We start from the raw sequence: 17,947 nt of genomic DNA, 5'->3' as shown, positions 1-17,947 counted from the left end.
CTCCTGTTTTTCTATTCAATCGTCTTCAGTAATAACTTTTTCAATAGTGGTTTAATCTTCAGACGTAAATCTTCAGCGTGATTTGCAACTAAGAAGTGATGGTTATAAATGTTCTTCATTAATTGATAAGTTGCTTCTTTCGCTTCGCCTTCTTCGATGAAAATTCCGATTACTTCCATACCACTTTTACGAGCAAGTTTGACAGCTTCATGCGTATCTAAAATACCGTCTTGTTGGTAGTCTAGCGCAGAAGGTTCACCGTCTGTGAAGACAAGTAAGAATTTATGTTTTTCTGGTCTTTTTGCAAGCTTTTCAGAAACGATACGAATAATATATCCGTCGCGGTTATCTTCTTCTTCGCGAAGCTGCATAATTTCTGGACCAACGTTTGGTAACGTTGAGTTTTTATACGTTACAACTTCATGGATAACGTTCGGCTTATCTTCAGGTTTAGCACTAGAAGCATCTTCCCAAAATCCGCTAATAGCGTGCGGGATTTTTAAAGATTTCAACGCTTCATGGAATAGGACCACACTCTTTTTCGTTTCTTCCATTTTGTTATACATAGAACCAGAGCAGTCTACTAATAGTTGGAATGCAACGTCGAGCTCTTGCGATTCTTGCCCTTTTTTATAAAACATGCGAGGCTGCTTTTCAGTATAAATACGAAGGAATTTCTTACGAAGTCTTCCGTAATATTTATCACTATTTGCATTCGTTTTATTTTCAATCGTTTTTTCGATAATTTTCTTTAATTCTTTTACATCTTTATTAACGACTGATTTGATAGCTTGGTAATCCTTTTTCTCATCAGGATTTGGTTTACGTGCTTCTTTAAATGTATGAGAAGCGCCAGTGTTATATTTACCATATGCACCATCATTTTGACTAGAAGCGTGAGAAGCTCTTGCTTCTTTTGTGTCAGCACCATCAAAGTTAGATTGTGTACTTTTTTGAGAAGTACCTTGTACAGAGCCAAGTGCTTGGTCGCCATCTTCTGATTCGCGAGCAGTGTCACCCATCATATTTGTTTTTGTTCCGCTTTCTAATTCAAAGCGTAAAAAGTTCTCGTTTTCATTGTTTTTATTTTCACGGTGCCATGTTGAGAAGCTTTCATCCATTTTGTTTTTATTTTCATCGTCATCTATGAGCTGCGTATCATCGTTTGCTAAATCTTCGACGCGACAGTTTTTTTCATCTGCAATGACAGATAAATAAAGCGGTGCATGCCCGAAATAGTTGTTCAGCATATCACTTTCAAGAAGCTCCTCTAAGCGATAGCGAATTTTCTCAACGATATACATAATATCTTCCGTATTACGAGCTTGGAATGTTTCATGCAAAATAGCTTCAATTTGCTCGAAATATTCATTATTAAACATTTCATATTTATCGCTCGTTAATGAAAGATAGCAGAGACAAAATAGACGATCACCGTGATAGTTACGAACGCGATTGATTTCATTTTGTGAGCTAAAGTAATTGCGATACATTTCTTTTCTTCTTTTAAAAACATGCTTTGTGCCAGGGCGTAAGTTTTTTACGATTTCCTCAACACGTAAATCTTCTAATAGAACAAATAATTGTGTTAAAAACTTTTTTAAGGGTGATTCTTGCAATTCAATTGCATAAGAACGAATTAAAGTCATGTCCGAGTAATGTTTATTACCAAGTGCTTTTAAAAACACTTCGCTTTTTAATCCGATTACTGTATCCTCTTCTTTTCGATCATCCCAAAAGTGACTAATGACAACCTTTTTTTCAATTTCGTCGTAGTATGCTTTATAGCCATACTCAAGGTAGGCATCATCTTCTTTGAGAAGGGCATACATTAAGTTTTCCATTTGTAGAAACAGCGACGCATCAATTTTTTTGTCACTAAAAATTTGTCTCATGAATTATCCCTCAAAGAAATAACTTTCTGCTAATTCACGGACAGTCATTTGTTCTGTTTCATCGTTTAATTTTGCGATAATACTACGTTCAATTGCACGCATAACGGGAATATATACACCTAAATCACATGCATCGATAATGCCACGAATACTTGCTGCTTCTTCACTTACGCGGCCATCACGAGCTAAAGGCATAAGATCGCTTGCAAATGCAACAAACTTTTCAATTGTTGCAACATCTTTTAGTTTTGATTCTGCTAATAATAGTTCTTTTAATGTATCACCTTGGATGTAAGGAACTTCAATAATAACGAAACGGTTTTTTAACGCTTCGTTTAGTTCACTTGTTCCAACGTAGCCTTCATTAATTGCTGCGATTACACGATACTCATCATCACCGTATACAACTTCTTGTGTAAATGGATTTGTAATCATTTTACGGTAATCTAATGCACCGTGAAGAAGTGGTAACGTTTCAGGTTTTGCCATATTGATTTCATCAATATATAGGAAATGGCCGTTCTTCATTGCTTTCATAAGAGGACCGTTAACGAATGCAACTTCAGATGCGCCATCTTTCGTTTGTAGTGTGTTGTATCCTAAAATACCTTCTACATCTAAATCGACAGAACAGTTAATGCTATGCATTGGTTTTTGGAATAAAGAAGAAAGTGTTTCAGCTAGTACTGTTTTACCACTACCAGTCGGCCCTTTTAATAGAATGTTTTTGCCAAGAAGAAGTGCTGTAATGGCATCTTCGATAATGCTATTATCAGATGCTTTATATATTTTTGTACCGATCAAATGTGCATTTTCACCAGCTTCTTGTTTATTCTTTTCGTGAATTGTAGAAAGTTGCTGTTTTAAATCAGCATGTATATGAAATTGTTCTAACATGTATGTCCCACCTAACATTATTTTCATAAAGTAATACATCTTATGATAACTTGTTTTAATATGGTATGCAAAGAAAAGGAGAGGGGACAAATATAAAAGAAAAAGCAATCAATAATACATTGATTGCTTATAGTAAAGGAGAAATGAGCCTCATAAAAGATTCTAATATTCGTTTTTTGATACTTCTCTTTTGGAAGGCGTTCCATTTAATTTCAGTAGAATGCTTAAAGTCATCTTCAAAATCACGTTTAATATCATGAACAGTTTCTGATTCATACAGTACGCTAATAATTTCGTAATTCAATTCAAAGCTGCGTACATCCATATTTGCTGTTCCAATTGTTGCAATTTTATCATCAACAAGTACAATTTTTGCATGCATAAAGCCATCTTTATAACTATAGATGGAGGCACCGGCTTTTAAAAGTGGAGTGAAGTAGGACTGGGATGCTTGATCACTAATAATACTATCACTTTTACCAGGATATAAAATGCGTACATCTATGCCAGATATTGCACTTAAACGTAATAATGTTAAAGTTTCTTGATCTGGAATAAAATATGGTGTAGCAATCCAAATAGATTTTTTTGCAGAGCCCATAATAGCTAATAACGTATTACGAATGCTTTTATCATCTGAGCTTGGTCCGCTCGCTACAATTTGCACCGCACCTTCTGCACTTGAAATTTCTTTACCTGGGAAGTATTGTCTATTCATAAATTGATCCCAAGAATAGGTTTTCAAACCACTAGATGCATAGAGCCAGTCCTCTAGAAAAATTGCTTGTAATTTATATAACGCTTTTCCTTCGATTTTTAAATGACTATCACGCCAAACGGGAAACTTTTTTGAACGGCCAAGATATTCATCACCGACGTTAAGTCCTCCAGTAAAACCGATTTCTCCATCTACAATGACGATTTTACGGTGGTTACGATAATTGACGGTTTCAAGTAACCAAGCTGAAAAAATAGGATCAAATTCAACAATTTCAATCCCAGCTTCTTTCATAGGTTTTAAAAAGCGTCTTCTTAACGTATTACTTCCTAATCCATCATAAAGGAAGCGTACAATAACACCAGCTTTTGCTTTGTTTATTAAAGCATCCCGAACTTTTGTACCAATCTCATCAGATTTATAAATATAGTATTGAATATGTATGTGATGTTTTGCTTGCTCAATAGCTTGCAAAATTTCTGAAAATGTTTGATCTCCGTTTGTTAAAAGTTTGGTAGTCGTTCTATCTGCTGCAGGCCCGCCTCCAAATTTTTGTACGACTTCTGTTAAATGGACAGAGCGTTCACTTAATGGGACTTTAAGTGATAACTCTAGTCGTCTTCCTTCTAATATTTCACGGAATAACTTTCTTTGCTCTTCTGAACGATGGAGATGCTTTTTTCTTCTCCAACGGCTACGCCCGAAAATAGAGTATAAAAGCACACCTATAACGGGAAGAAGTGCTAATACTAAAAACCAGGCTAAGGTACTTTGAGGAGATCTATTTTCGATAAAAATAACGAAAGATATTCCTATGATTGTAAGAGACCATAATACACCGAAAAAGGTATATAGTGAGAGGATAGACGTATCTAAAAGTAAGAGTACGATAGATACAATTATAAATATCAATAATAATTGAACGATAGGCTTCTTCATTGCTATAAAATTCCTCTAATCTTTCTTAAATATAGACTTCTCATATAAGAAGGTACAATCCGACATTCTTATTATAAAGTGTTTTGTTTTTTTTACAAAATATAGACATTTTCCCCATGCTTTCCGCATTTGTCCTACATACAGTATATTGTTACGTTATTAGCTCGCTATTTGCTGGTTAATAAACAGTGTAGGAGGGACAAAATCCTTGCCCCTTATATAGGAAAGGGGATAACCATATTACATGGATTCTTCCTATTATATAGGTTACCAACAAGGGCCGTACTATTCATACAATATCTATTAAGATGAGAAAATGGAAAAGGAGCGGGGAAACATGAATTATATAGAAAATAACGGATTGTATTATCGCAATCATTATCATCATCATGGGGGACACAACCATAATGGCGGACATCACCACCATGGAGGACACAATCACCATGATCACCATTATCATCACGGAGGTGGATGGGGCTGGGGTGGAGGCTCATGGGGCGGTGGCTTTTTCCCAGGAAGTTTTGCTGGAGGTGTGTTAGGTGGGCTTACAGCTGGCGCATTAACGGGTGCAGCAGGTGGAGGATACTATCCAGCACCGTACCCAGTAACTTATCCAGCGCCATATCCAGTTCCATATCCAACACCATATCCGGGGTATCAACAAACACCGTATCCGTATTAAAAAAAAAGAGGCTATCCTCTTTTTTTGTTTAATACGGTATTTATTTATAAAATACTTCCAAAATTAAGGTGAAAATATGTTAATATTTTGTTATTGTAATTCAAAAACATATATAATAATTAAAATTTACATATGTTTTTGAATAGAGTTAGCTAATTATAGCGATAAGAAACTACTATTTATAATTGAAACGGTATTATATTGCTTTTTATTACAAATAATATTATGTTATTTTAATCGACATATTTCAAAATATGATTTATGTAAAGGACGATTATTAGGAAATGAAATATCTCTATTTCTATGAAAAGAAACAAGTTGTGTTTTAGTCAGATAGGAAGCAAGGAGAGATGCGCATGCTAGAACAAAGAGGTCATGCATTATATGAATCTTCATTGCGAGATTTAAAGTTAGCATTAGATGAGTCTTCAATTGTTGCGATTACAGACCGAAAGGGTCTTATTACATATGTAAATGATAAGTTTTGTGAAATCTCCAAATATACACGAGAAGAGTTAATAGGGAAAGATCATCGTATTTTAAATTCAGGACATCATCCGAAAACATTTTTTCAAATGCTATGGAAGCGTATTTTGAGCGGAAAAGTATGGAGAGGTGAGATTCGAAATCAAGCAAAAGATGGTACATATTATTGGGTTAAAACAACAATTGTTCCATTTTTAAATGAAAAAGGAGAGCCATATCAATTTATTGCGATTCGAAATGATATTAGTAGTAGGAAAGAAGCAGAACAGAGGTTACGGTTAAGCGAAAGTCGTTATAGGGAGCTTGCGTATCATGATGCTTTAACGAGTTTACCGAACCGTTTACAATTAATAACGACTGTTAACGAATTAATTGCAGATAAAAGAGAGTTTGGTATGATTTATTTTGATTTGGATCGTTTTAAATTAGTAAACGATACGCTAGGTCATATGATAGGAGATTTACTTTTAAGCGAAGTTGCTTCACGGTTGCATTATGTGCTAGGAGAGAAAGATGTTCTGGCTAGGCTGGGTGGCGACGAATTTGTGTTGTTAACAAAAAATCATACACAAGATGAGATGAGGCAGCTAGCGACATCTGTGTTGTCATGCTTTCAGGCGCCATTTATACTTGAAGGTCATGAAGTATACATTTCAGCTAGTCTAGGACTGTGCTCATATCCGCAAGATGGACAAGATGTAGAAACTCTATTGAAGAATTCAGATTTAGCTATGTATAGTGCGAAAGAACAGGGAAGAAATGCAGCGTGTTTCTTTACAGATGAGTTACGTGCGAAAATAAATCGTAGAATGAAAATTGAATTTGCTTTGCAAAAGGCAATTCGTGATGAAGAGTTAGATGTGGCACTGCAGCCTATTATTGATTTGAAAACGAAGAAATATACTGGTATTGAAGCTTTAGCGCGTTGTTCGACAGAAGAAGGACCTATTTCACCAGGCGAATTTATCCCAGTAGCTGAAGAATCTGGACTTATTATAAAATTAGGAGACTGGGTATTAGAAAAGTCATGTCGCTTGTTTAAAACATTGCCAGAGTACGAAGAAGGACTAAAGTTATCTGTGAATTTATCCATACAACAATTAATGCAAAAGCGTTTTATTTTATCTGTACGTAGCATTTTAAGGAGAACTGGATTTCCGCCGAATCGTTTAATTTTAGAAATAACGGAAAGCATTGCTGTTCGTCATTTTGATTATATTATTGCTACATTACAAGAATTAAGAAATATGGGTATTTTAATTGCTTTAGATGATTTCGGAACGGGTTATTCTTCCTTATATTATTTAAAACAATTACCGCTGGATATAGTAAAAATTGATCGTAATTTTATTCGTGAATTTCATTATGATCATGCACAGCCAGAGCGAACGATTGTAAAATCTGTTATTGAAATTGCCCATAGCTTACATTTAGCAGTAGTTGCTGAAGGGGTAGAGACAGTAGAGCAAGAAAGTTTATTACAATCTATGGGTTGTGATTATGTGCAAGGATTTTATTATGCGAAACCTTTATCTGTAGGAGAGTTAAAAGAAAAGTTAACTACAGATTTTATATAAAAAAGAGAAGCGTAGCTTCTCTTTTTTAATTCATTTTTTGTGAGTTTTTCATTAGTATTGGATAGAGAATAAGACCTAATACGAACAATCCGATTCCTAAGAAGAACGTTTTTAAATCAGCAGTTCCCGTTTTGATAACCCAAATAGAATATATGAATGCTAATGTAGTAATGATGCCGTCCTTTATTCGAGAGCCAGGCATTATATCATACGTTTCTCCTGTAATAACTAATTTGAATTGGTACAGCGTAGAAACAAGGTATGGAATTAAATAAGCTAATGTTGCTACAACGATAGCGAAATTATAAGCTTCTGACACGGTACCAGAAATCGTTGAGAACAAGAAAATCTGCGTCATTACATTTGTAATTAATAATGATTTTGAAGGACTACCTTTTTTATTCGTTTTCGCGAAAAACTTAGGGAAAAGTCCGTTCTTTGCAGCCTGGTAAGGTACTTCTGAACTAACAACAATCCAGCCCACTGTAGATCCAAATAAAGATACAAGTGCAAGTAGAGCCATGATATAGGCACCTTTATTGCCAATGGCTAAATTTAATGCATCTACTAATGGTTTTTGAGACTCTTTTAAAGCATCTTGCGGGAGAGCGCCCATTGTAAGTAGAGTAATTGACATGTAAATAAGAAGAGCGATAATTAATCCGAAAATAGTAGCTTTTTTTACATCACGCTGAGATTTTGCACGGTTAGAAAGCATGACAGCAGATTCAATACCGATAAATGCCCAAAGTGTTGCAATAGCAGCTGAATTGATTTGTCCACCTAAAGAAATGGATTGTCCTGCTTCATTCATAAATGTTTGACCGTCTCCGAAATTAGAGGCATTGAAAATAAATAATGTGATTACAATAAACATTGTAAATCCGATAATCTTTGCAATGGTAGCAAGAAGATTCATATTTCCAGCTCGGTCAATATTTTGAGAAAGAATATATTGAATTCCCCATAACATAAGGCTACATACGAGGAAAGTTAATCCTTTTCCGAGTTCTAGTGAAAATCCGTTCGTTGAAAAGAGAATTTGCTTACTTTGTAAAACTGGAAAGAATGTTGATAAATATCCAGCGAAGGAAATAATAACAGATGCTGTTGCAGCCCAGTTCGCAGCCCAATATCCCCATGCCATACTATATCCTGCAACTTTACCCGCTTTTTTTGAAGGGAACATTGCTTGAGCGTAACTTTGTGGTCCTGCTTTTAATTCTGGTTTTCGAATTGCTAAATTTCCAAACACGAGTGCAATCATAAATACGCCAAGACCTGTAATACTCCATGCAAGTGTAGAACCCATTGGACCTGATACTTGTGCTAAATTCGCTGGGAGCATAAATACGCCACCACCAACCATATTTCCGATAACAAAAGCTGTTAAAATCCATAATCCCCATTTTTTCGTTTCCATTTTTGTTAACTCCTTTGTAGTAAGTTTTGCTTAAACATCATTTTTTACTAGCTTTTTGGCAATAAAAAAAGAGCCATGTAGATAAAAAATACCTACATGGCTCTTTCGCCAAAGCGTAGGTACAACGGGAATAACCCTTGTACCTACGCGTAATTTTTCCGCTAGGTTTCAAGGGTTACGTATGATGATGATGTTTTTGTGCAAATGTAACTACAATTGTTGTATAAGTAAGCATAGTTCTTTGCTCCCTTTCTCCTCTGATTTTGAAGTTAGTATACTACATGTTTTTTTGAATGAAAAGAAAAATATAAAAATTTTTATAAAAATACGTTTTAGAGATTAAATATTTACCTTTATTTTTCCTATACTGGAAAATAAGTGAGAGATTGGCAGAAGAGTGTAGCATGGTATAATACATATAGAACTAGAAGGTGACAAGGGGCTATTGTAGATGATGAGTAAGTATGAACAAATTTATACAGAAATCAGTAATTCTATTGATAATAGGCAATTAAAAGAGGGATGCAAAATCCCATCAGAAACTGAATTAATGAAGCAATATGAAGCGAGCCGCGGTACTGTAAGAAAAGCTGTAGATTTATTACAAGAACGTGGATATGTTCAAAAAATACACGGAAAAGGTGTTTTTGTTTTAAAGCGAAAAAACATTGAATTCAACTTTGGTGGTATTGTAAGTTTCCAAGAAGAAAATGAACGTTTAGGACGCCATTGTATTACAGAAGTCGTGGAAATGGAGAAAGTAAAAGCGACAAAAGAGGTTGCAAAGCTATTAAATGTGAAAGAGAAAACAGACATAGACCATATTAAACGCGTACGAAATATTGATGGAGAAAAAGTAATTTTGGATATTAATCATTTTGTATCGGAATATATTCCTGGATTAACGAGTGAAATTGCAGCGGGGTCCATTTATAAATATATTGAGAAAGAACTAGGTCTTCATATTAGTTACTCACAGAGAGTAATTGAAGTGCAACCATGTACAGAGGACGATAGAAAGTATTTAGATTTAAATGGAACAGATTATGTTGTTGTCGTGAAAAACTTTACGCATTTGTATGATGGAAGTCAGTTCGAATATACAGAATCCCGCCACCGCTTAGATATTTTTCATTTTTCGGATGTGGCGCGGAGAAAATAAGGAGATGGAACGTAATAACGTTTCATCTCTTTTTTTATAAAAAAACGACAAACTCGTATATACGAGTGTTGACTAACTTATATATACGAGTTAATATGTAATTGTAAACGGTATCAAAAAAAGAAAAGAGGGACGGGAATATGGGGAAAGACTATCGTAAAACAGCAGAGGAAGTGTTGCAGTATATTGGCGGGAAAGACAATATTGAACAAGCTGCGCACTGTGTAACGAGACTCCGTATCGCTTTAAAGGATGAAAGTAAAATAGATAACGATAACTTGCAGTCTGTTTCATTAGTGAAGGGAGCGTTTCATAACGCTGGGGTATTTCAAATTGTAATCGGTCCAGGAGATGTTGATCGAGTATATGCTGAATTGATAACGCTTGCAGGTATGAAGGAAGCGACAGTAGCTGACGTAAAAGATTCTGGAAACCAAAAGTTAAATCCAGCTCAAAAGTTTGTAAAAGTATTTTCAGATGTATTTATGCCGATATTACCAGCAATCGTAACAGCTGGTTTACTAATGGGAATTAACAACCTATTAGGGGCGAAGGACTTATTTTTTGAAGGTAAAAATTTATTAGATGTGTATCCAAACTTAGGCGGGCTTTGGGATTTAATTAATATGATGGCCAATACAGCATTCGTATTCTTACCAGCACTTGTCGGGTGGTCAGCAACGAAGCGTTTTGGTGGTAGTCCGATATTAGGAATTGTTATGGGATTAATGCTTGTGCATCCAGCATTATTAAACGCGTGGGATTACGGAAAAGCAGCAACTGGTTTAGATGGACAAAAGATTGAGTACTTCGATATTTTAGGATTATTTCAAATTGAAAAAGTAGGGTATCAAGGTCAAATCTTGCCGGTTTTAGTAGCAGCATTTGTATTAAGTAAAGTAGAAATCTTTTTAAAGAAACATGTACCAAATGCAATTCAATTATTAGTTGTACCAATTACAACAATCGTTGTGACAGGTGTATTAGCATTAGGAATTATTGGTCCAGTTACACGTCATATTGGAGATTTATTAACAGTAGGATTAGTAGGTGTATATGAAACAGTACCAGTAGTTGGAGCAGTATTATTTGGAGCATTGTATGCACCACTTGTCATTACAGGTATGCATCATATGTTTATTGCTATCGATTTACAATTAATTGCACAACACGGTGGTACATTCATTTGGCCAATGATTGCTCTCTCTAACATTGCGCAAGGTAGTGCGGCACTTGCGATGTTCTGGATTTCTAAAAATCAAAATGATAAAAGTATGGCATCTACATCAGCAATCTCGGCATATTTCGGTATTACAGAGCCAGCTATGTTTGGTGTAAACTTACGAAATAAATTCCCGTTCTATGCAGCAATTATAGGATCGGCTGTGGCAGCAATATTTATTACGTTAAATGGTGTATTAGCACCGGCTATCGGAATTGGCGGATTACCAGCATTTATTTCTATCATTCCGAAATCGATTCCCATGTTTATTGTCGGAATGATTATCGCAGTTGTAATCCCATTTACGTTAACGTGGTTATTTGCAAAACGAGTAAAACAGAAGTAGGAGGAAGTTAAACATGAAGGATTGGCATAAAAGTGTAGTTTATCAAATTTATCCGAAGAGCTTTAATAGCTATTACAATAAAGAAACCGGTGATATAAAAGGGGTTACAGAAAAACTAGATTATTTAAAAGAACTCGGAGTAGATTATATTTGGTTAACACCGATATACCAATCGCCACAAAATGATAATGGATACGATGTAAGTGATTACTACCGTATTGATCCATCTTACGGAACGATGAAAGAGTTTGAAGAGCTTTTAGAAGAAGCAAAAGCACGTAACATTGAAATTATGCTTGATATCGTTGTAAATCATAGTTCGACGGAGCATAAGTGGTTTAAAGAAGCGAAGGAAGATAAAAATAGTCCATATCGTAATTACTATATTTGGCGTGATGAAAAAAATAATTGGGAATCTAAGTTTGGTGGGTCTGCTTGGAAATATGATGAAAAGACAGAGCAATATTATTTACATCTATTTGATGAGACACAAGCGGATTTAAACTGGGAAAATGAAAAACTTCGTGAAGAAGTATATGATATGATGCGCTTTTGGCTTGATAAAGGGGTAACTGGATTCCGATTAGATGTTATTAATTTAATTTCAAAAGATCAACAATTCTTAAATGATGACGGAAGTACAGCGACAAGAGATGGACGTAAATATTATACAGATGGCCCGCGTGTTCATGAATATTTACAAGAAATGAACCGAAATGTTTTTGAAGGGAAAGATGTAATTACAGTTGGAGAAATGTCATCTACGACAATTGATAATTGTATTAAATATTCAAACCCTGAGCGTAATGAATTAAGTATGACGTTTAGTTTCCATCATTTAAAAGTTGATTATCCGAATGGTGATAAGTGGACGAAGGCTGATTTTGATTTTATTAAATTAAAAGAGATTATGTCTAATTGGCAAATTGAAATGCAAAAGGGTGGGGGATGGAATGCGTTATTCTGGTGTAATCATGACCAGCCTCGTATTGTGTCACGCTTTGGTGATGATAAAGAGTACCGAAATGAATCTGCGAAAATGTTAGCGACAGCTATGCATATGTTGCAGGGGACACCTTACATTTATCAAGGTGAAGAAATCGGTATGACGAATCCTAAATTCGAGTCTATTGAGCAATATCGCGATGTAGAATCGTTAAATATATACGATATAAAGCTGGAAGAAGGATTATCAAAAGAAGAGATTATTGGGATTTTAAAACAAAAATCTCGTGACAACTCCCGAACTCCAATGCAGTGGAATGAAGAGATGAATAGTGGCTTTACAACAAGTACACCTTGGATTTCAGTGGCTGAAAACTTTAAAGAAATAAATGTAGAGAAGGCACTAGAAGATAAAGAGTCTGTATTTTATCATTATAAAAAACTAATCCAACTTAGAAAAACGTATGATGTAATTACAGAAGGAGAATATGCTATTTTAGATGAAAACCATCCTAACATTTGGGCATATACTCGCATTACAGAGAGTGAAGTGCTGCTTGTTATTAATAACTTCTATGGAGAAGAAATAACGTATTCAGTACCAGCGCACGTTCAATTAAATGGAATGAAACAAGAAGTACTACTTTCGAATTATAAGGATTCCAGCAAGGATATTGCAAAACTTAACTTAAGACCATATGAATCAATTGTATATCGATATACGAAATAAAAAGGTTGTATGCCTGCGTGGCATACAACCTTTTATTTTAAGACACCACTATACAAAATATTTACGTCTACTTCTGGTTTAAACTTTACTTTTGCATAATCTTTATTCCACTTTTTTTTCTTCCATAAATCAGGATGATACGCGATAAGGTGTCTACCAATCCCAAAAGCATCACAATTTGCCTTTTGTAGTTTATTTGTTATTTTTTTCGCTTCTTTTGTAAGTTGCTTTGATAATTCTTTATTTAGCTTTTTTCTTTCATCCATTTTATAAAGATTATCTCTCGGAGCTTCAAGGGCTATAACTTTTAACTGAAGCTTAATATGAGCATAAACATTTCCTTTTTTATCTGTTGTTATTTTTAAGTCTCGTTTTAACTTTCGATTGCTAATTTCCATTGTTAAATAATCAGATGTCTTCTCTGATTCATCGCTAGTAAGTTTTTGGGTTATACGGGCACTTGTTCCCATTTTTCCGGTTAATAACACGAATAAAACAGATTGTTTCAAAGGTAAATGCCCAGTTAATTTATCATTGTTAAATAAAGCTAACCCGTTTGTAACTACTTCTTTTCCTTTTATTTTTATAGAAGGGAGGGTAAAGTCTTTACCGGGATCTAACATTTTTGTAGCAGCTGTTTCTAAAGTTTCTTTTGGAAATACACTCATATCTTCTAAGCTTTTCACTTTTTTCTTTAAAAAATCTCCAATTAATAAATTTCCTACTTTCTTTTTTTCGAGTACCTCGGACGTTTCACCATCTACTGCAATAAGCTTTACTAAAGCAGTTGGGTTTGTTGGGTCCCGAAAGCTGACATCTAAATAAGGTAGTACACCTTTTTTTAGAATTTTGGTTCCTAGTAATTGAACACCATATTTGAAATAACGAATGTTCCCGGTTACATTTTTTTTCAGTGCATCGCTCGTATCCCGTATGTTATGCCCGGTTGCTGAATGTATTTCATTCTCGAATGAAGATTGTTCTCCACTTGAACTTTTTACGAGCTCGATTGTTTGCTGGAGTTTATTCTCTTCTGTAATATCAGATCCAATACTATAAGCTAACCTTGCTTCCCTTAATGGTTCTTGATCCCAGCAGCCAGAAAGGAATGCACTAGTACATAATACAAAAAGTAATTTAACTCTTTTTTTGAACATACTGTTCTCCTTTCTTATTTCTTATTACTGAATAAAGTAGAAATAAAAGAGGGAGGACAACGATGAAAATATACGTGAACTTATCAGTGAAAGTTGCAATTACTTTTAATTCTTCAGGTGTATCGATAAATAAAGCTACACTAAAGGCAATAATACCAACGATTGGGACAGCCTTTTTATGATTACCAAGATTGAATATATGTCCAATCCCTATAGAAGCAGCACAGTAATAACTAGCGATAGAAGCTACAACTGTTATCATCCAAATTGGTATGAATAGTAAATCAGTTCGGTCTATAATCCCGATATGCAAGGATCGTAATAAGTAAGCAACTGGTTCTGGAATAAGCTCAATTTGTTTTGGACTAAATACGATAAAACAAATCCAAACAGTAAAAGTATAAAAAAGAGTTACAAATCCATTCGCGATAGAAATTGCCTTCAGTTTTGCTACAGAACTCCCATTTACTTTGGGGAAAGCGATAAGAAAAATTTCAAAACCATACATAGCTGTAATGGTTTCTTTTGATGCTTGAATAATATTCCACCATCCAGCTTCTGTAATTGGAAAAATATAAGAAAAGTCAGCCCGTGAGAGTCCAAGTCCAATTAAAAGCGCCATAGGTAAAATAAGAATAGAGGCCATGACATAAAATCGTACGATGACTTTAAACGTGTTATAAGCTACATAACAACAAGCCATTGTAAATAGCATGAGAATGGCAGACCAAGGAGTAGCTTGTAATATCCAAACTTTAATGACATTACAAGCGCTTAACATAACTGTCATACCGATAAGAGTGAAATAAAAAACATAAAGAAAACCTAATAATTTTCCAAATTTATTACCAAATAGCATACAAACACTTTCATACATATCAGCATCAGGAAATCTTTTTAAGAAAAGCCACATAAGTAAAATAATAAGCTGAATTGCAAGCCCAGCGATGAGAGCAGAAATCCATCCACCACCTTTTGCTATTGGGTGAAGACGGTTTGGGAGAGAAAGTATGCCCACTCCAATTTGGCATTGAATAACGAAAAAGGTAAATTGAACTAGCGAAATTTTACTTTGCGTGTTTGTCACCGTCCTCATCCTCTCTCGTTACATGTTGGCGCTGCATTTTTTTCGGTTTTGGATCATGTGGTCGTTCCCAAAATGACCAAATTGGTAGTCTTACGAAAGAATCTTTCATATCTTTAATCCGCATTGGTGCAACAGGAGAAAGATATGGCGTATGAAAAGAATGAAGCTGACATAAGTGAACAAAAGTTATAATGAGACCGAATGATATTCCTACATATCCGAATATGGCAGCAAGAATCATTAATGGAAAACGAAGAATTCGAACTGCTGAGCTCATATCGTTTGATGGAACGAGAAAAGATGAGATAGCAGTTAAAGCTACAACGATGATCATCGTATAAGAAACAAGTCCAGCTTTTACAATTGCATCACCAATTACTAAACCGCCTACAATACCGATTGTTTGCCCAACTCGGCTCGGCAAGCGAATACCAGCTTCCCGCAACAACTCGAAAATTAGCTCCATTAAGAGGGCTTCGAAAATAGGAGGAAGAGGTACTTTCTCTAATGAAGCTTTAATTGTATACACAAGTTCAAGTGGCAATACATCAGGATGAAAGGCTACGGTTGCGATATATATAGCTGGTAAGAGAAAAGCAATTAAGAAACTCACTAAGCGAATCATTCGGACGAAAGAACCGACAATCCAGCGGTTATTGTAATCATCTGGTGATTGATAGAAAGCAAATAACGTAACAGGAACGATAAGAGCTGTTGGATCTCCATCAGAAAAAATAGCAACTCGTCCTTCCATTAAATTTGCTGCGACTCTATCAGGGCGCTCTGTATTTAATTGCTGTGGAAATGGTGAGAAAGACGTATCCTCTATAAATTCTTGTATATATCCTGGAGGCATAAGTGCATCTGTCTTAATCGTTTCTAATCTTCTTTTTACTTCTGTAACTAAATCGTCATTCGCTATGTTTTGCATATAAGCAATTGCCACTTTCATGTGCATCTCTTCACCAAGTGTGAAATATTTAACGACGATATTTGGGCTTTTTATGAGCTTACGAATCGAAGCTAAATTAGTTGCTAAATCTTCTACAAAACCAGTATGTGGACCGCGTACAATGCCTTCATTATCAGGCTCTGCTATATCTCTCTTTAAAGATAAACCTGTTTCGAAAATACAAAAACTGTCGACTTGTTCATGAAAATATAATGATTTGCCTTGTAATAAAAGTTGCACACCGTAATTTAAATTTGTTTCTTTCTTCATACTTAATGTGGCAAAAGCTTTATCTAAAGACAAATCCGACCGCGTTAATAAAGGCTCAAGAGCTAATTGGTGAATTAAATTGGGGTCTGCTAAAGATTCGATATATAAGATTGTTCCTTTGCCGTTTTGGAAAGGAAGATCTAATTTTTTTATATCGTCTGAATGACAGAGCTTATTTTCGATATAATTAATGTTTTCCGGAAGTGATGGAAACATATGCTTTTGGCCCGTACTCTCTTGTTGTTCTTTTTGCTCTGTCATAATTTCCACCTCTTTTAGATAAAGTTACTTCTGTTAATTTTTGTTTTTTGTGAGAAATTTATGCTTGGGTTATATGAGAAAACAAATTCTATTTTATCGGCTATGATTGCCCACGCATTATTCAATTTCATAGCAGTACTTTTAACATTTATGTCGAATTAAGAAGATATATAGGAGGGATACATATGGAAATAGCAGTAGAACGAGTTTTTACAAAAGAAATTTTAGTAAGAGCAGCAAAGACATTTCATGTAACAGTGGAAGAAAAGCCACTTGGAGATTTTGAAAATTATATTTTTAAGGCAAAGGGTGATCGTGGCGAAGATTACGTATTGCGTTTAACCCACTCTTCTCATCGTTCTAAAAAAGAAGTCGAAGCTGAACTAGATTTTTTACGATATGTTGCGGAGAATGGGGCAAAGGTAGCAGGACCTCTTTATTCAACGTCTCGAAATCTCGTAGAAGAAATCGTAGCAGAAGATGAAACTTTCTTTTTCGCTTCTTTATTTACATATGCAAAAGGTGAGCAAGTAAAAGGTGAAGAATCACCCTATTGGGGCGATATTTATTTTGAAGCATGGGGAAAAGCGATTGGTCAACTGCATCGTTTAACAATGAACTATCCTAAAACAAATCATCGTGATACATGGGAAGAAGATGAGAGTGGGATTGTTAATGAATTAGAAGATGATCAAGTGAAAAAGATCGCTGCGGTATTAATGGATGAGATAAAGGCTCTTCCAATTGAAAGAGAAACGTTCGGCCTTATGCATGGGGATATTCATCCAGGAAATTTTCATTATGATGGTAAAGAGCTAACAATCTTTGATTTTGATGATGCGGCTTATAATTACTTTATACACGATTTAGCGATGGTTCTTTATTACTCTGTTCTATTTACACCGTGGACAGCGGAAGAGAAGACCGATTTTGCTCGTAAACAATTACAAGTGTTAAGAAAAGGATACGAATATGAACATAAGCTAGCGGATAGTTGGTATGAATCGTTACCGTTATTTTTACGTTTACGCGATATAGGTTTATATGGCACGATCCAAAAGAAGTTTAAAGGGAAAGATATGCCAGATAATTTCCGAAAGTTATCAGAAGAGCTATACGAAAGAATTATAAAAAGAGAAGCAATTGTGAATATATAATACATTTAGTTCAAAACAAAGTATATAAAACAAATATATAC

The 17,947-nt window shown here is 35.0% G+C and carries 13 protein-coding genes and 1 pseudogene; 7 read left to right on the top strand and 7 right to left on the bottom strand.

Features of this window, described 5'->3' with window-relative positions:
• Window positions 1–11 precede the first annotated feature (11 nt).
• From ACTFSI_RS22265 to ACTFSI_RS22255, 3 genes are all read right to left on the bottom strand, one after another.
• Window positions 12–1,895 (bottom strand): vWA domain-containing protein, encoded by a 1,884-nt coding sequence (locus tag ACTFSI_RS22265; RefSeq protein ID WP_001248871.1) that lies wholly within the window; start codon window positions 1,893–1,895, stop codon window positions 12–14.
• A 3-nt stretch (window positions 1,896–1,898) separates the two neighbouring features.
• Complete coding sequence (locus tag ACTFSI_RS22260; protein ID WP_000892968.1) at window positions 1,899–2,792, bottom strand: ATP-binding protein; 894 nt, start codon at window positions 2,790–2,792, stop codon at window positions 1,899–1,901.
• Between the two features lie 127 nt (window positions 2,793–2,919).
• Window positions 2,920–4,449, bottom strand: a complete 1,530-nt coding sequence (locus tag ACTFSI_RS22255) for a cardiolipin synthase (protein ID WP_044791388.1) — start codon at window positions 4,447–4,449, stop codon at window positions 2,920–2,922.
• Window positions 4,450–4,786: 337 nt separating this feature from the next.
• On the opposite strand from ACTFSI_RS22255, the gene ACTFSI_RS22250 reads away from it, so the two are divergent.
• Window positions 4,787–5,131: a hypothetical protein gene (locus ACTFSI_RS22250; protein WP_044791387.1), complete on the top strand. Its 345-nt coding sequence runs from the start codon at window positions 4,787–4,789 to the stop codon at window positions 5,129–5,131.
• Between the two features lie 356 nt (window positions 5,132–5,487).
• Complete coding sequence (locus tag ACTFSI_RS22245) at window positions 5,488–7,194, top strand: putative bifunctional diguanylate cyclase/phosphodiesterase (RefSeq protein ID WP_000893366.1); 1,707 nt, start codon at window positions 5,488–5,490, stop codon at window positions 7,192–7,194.
• A 25-nt stretch (window positions 7,195–7,219) separates the two neighbouring features.
• Here the strand turns inward: ACTFSI_RS22245 and ACTFSI_RS22240 are convergent, their stop codons facing one another.
• Window positions 7,220–8,617: an amino acid permease gene (locus ACTFSI_RS22240; RefSeq protein ID WP_000448433.1), complete on the bottom strand. Its 1,398-nt coding sequence runs from the start codon at window positions 8,615–8,617 to the stop codon at window positions 7,220–7,222.
• A gap of 451 nt (window positions 8,618–9,068) precedes the next feature.
• On the opposite strand from ACTFSI_RS22240, the gene treR reads away from it, so the two are divergent.
• From treR to treC, 3 genes are all read left to right on the top strand, one after another.
• Window positions 9,069–9,779 (top strand): trehalose operon repressor, encoded by a 711-nt coding sequence (treR, locus tag ACTFSI_RS22235; protein ID WP_000987250.1) that lies wholly within the window; start codon window positions 9,069–9,071, stop codon window positions 9,777–9,779.
• Window positions 9,780–9,919: 140 nt separating this feature from the next.
• Window positions 9,920–11,347: a PTS system trehalose-specific EIIBC component gene (gene treP / locus ACTFSI_RS22230; protein ID WP_044791382.1), complete on the top strand. Its 1,428-nt coding sequence runs from the start codon at window positions 9,920–9,922 to the stop codon at window positions 11,345–11,347.
• Window positions 11,348–11,360: 13 nt separating this feature from the next.
• Window positions 11,361–13,022 carry an alpha,alpha-phosphotrehalase gene (treC, locus tag ACTFSI_RS22225; RefSeq protein ID WP_138322488.1) on the top strand — a complete coding sequence of 554 codons (1,662 nt, stop codon included), beginning with the start codon at window positions 11,361–11,363 and terminating at the stop codon, window positions 13,020–13,022.
• 32 nt (window positions 13,023–13,054) lie between these two features.
• Here the strand turns inward: treC and gerKC are convergent, their stop codons facing one another.
• Genes gerKC through gerKA form a run of 3 tightly spaced genes read right to left on the bottom strand, consistent with a single transcriptional unit; the run spans window position 13,055 to window position 16,749 of the window.
• On the bottom strand, window positions 13,055–14,179 hold the full coding sequence (gene gerKC / locus ACTFSI_RS22220; RefSeq protein ID WP_044791378.1) for a spore germination protein GerKC: 1,125 nt from the start codon (window positions 14,177–14,179) through the stop codon (window positions 13,055–13,057).
• Entirely contained in the window at window positions 14,160–15,266 is a 1,107-nt protein-coding gene (locus tag ACTFSI_RS22215) for a GerAB/ArcD/ProY family transporter (RefSeq protein ID WP_044791377.1), read from the bottom strand. The genes gerKC and ACTFSI_RS22215 overlap by 20 nt, the downstream gene beginning before the upstream one ends.
• Window positions 15,247–16,749: a spore germination protein GerKA gene (gene gerKA, locus ACTFSI_RS22210; protein WP_138322487.1), complete on the bottom strand. Its 1,503-nt coding sequence runs from the start codon at window positions 16,747–16,749 to the stop codon at window positions 15,247–15,249. Before gerKA ends, ACTFSI_RS22215 begins: the two co-directional genes overlap by 20 nt.
• A 69-nt stretch (window positions 16,750–16,818) precedes the next feature.
• Between gerKA and ACTFSI_RS22205 the strand changes: the two are divergent.
• A pseudogene (locus ACTFSI_RS22205) lies at window positions 16,819–16,911 on the top strand (CPBP family intramembrane glutamate endopeptidase); the annotation flags it as partial.
• A gap of 23 nt (window positions 16,912–16,934) precedes the next feature.
• Window positions 16,935–17,906, top strand: coding sequence for a phosphotransferase enzyme family protein (locus ACTFSI_RS22200; protein WP_000401667.1), 972 nt, complete (start codon window positions 16,935–16,937; stop codon window positions 17,904–17,906).
• Window positions 17,907–17,947 lie beyond the last annotated feature (41 nt).

This window comes from Bacillus cereus group sp. MYBK101-2 (genome assembly GCF_051918845.1).
In the GTDB taxonomy this organism is placed as follows: domain Bacteria; phylum Bacillota; class Bacilli; order Bacillales; family Bacillaceae_G; genus Bacillus_A; species Bacillus_A paranthracis.
Note: the sequence above shows the minus strand (reverse complement) of the source record. Positions and strands in the feature narration are given on the sequence as shown.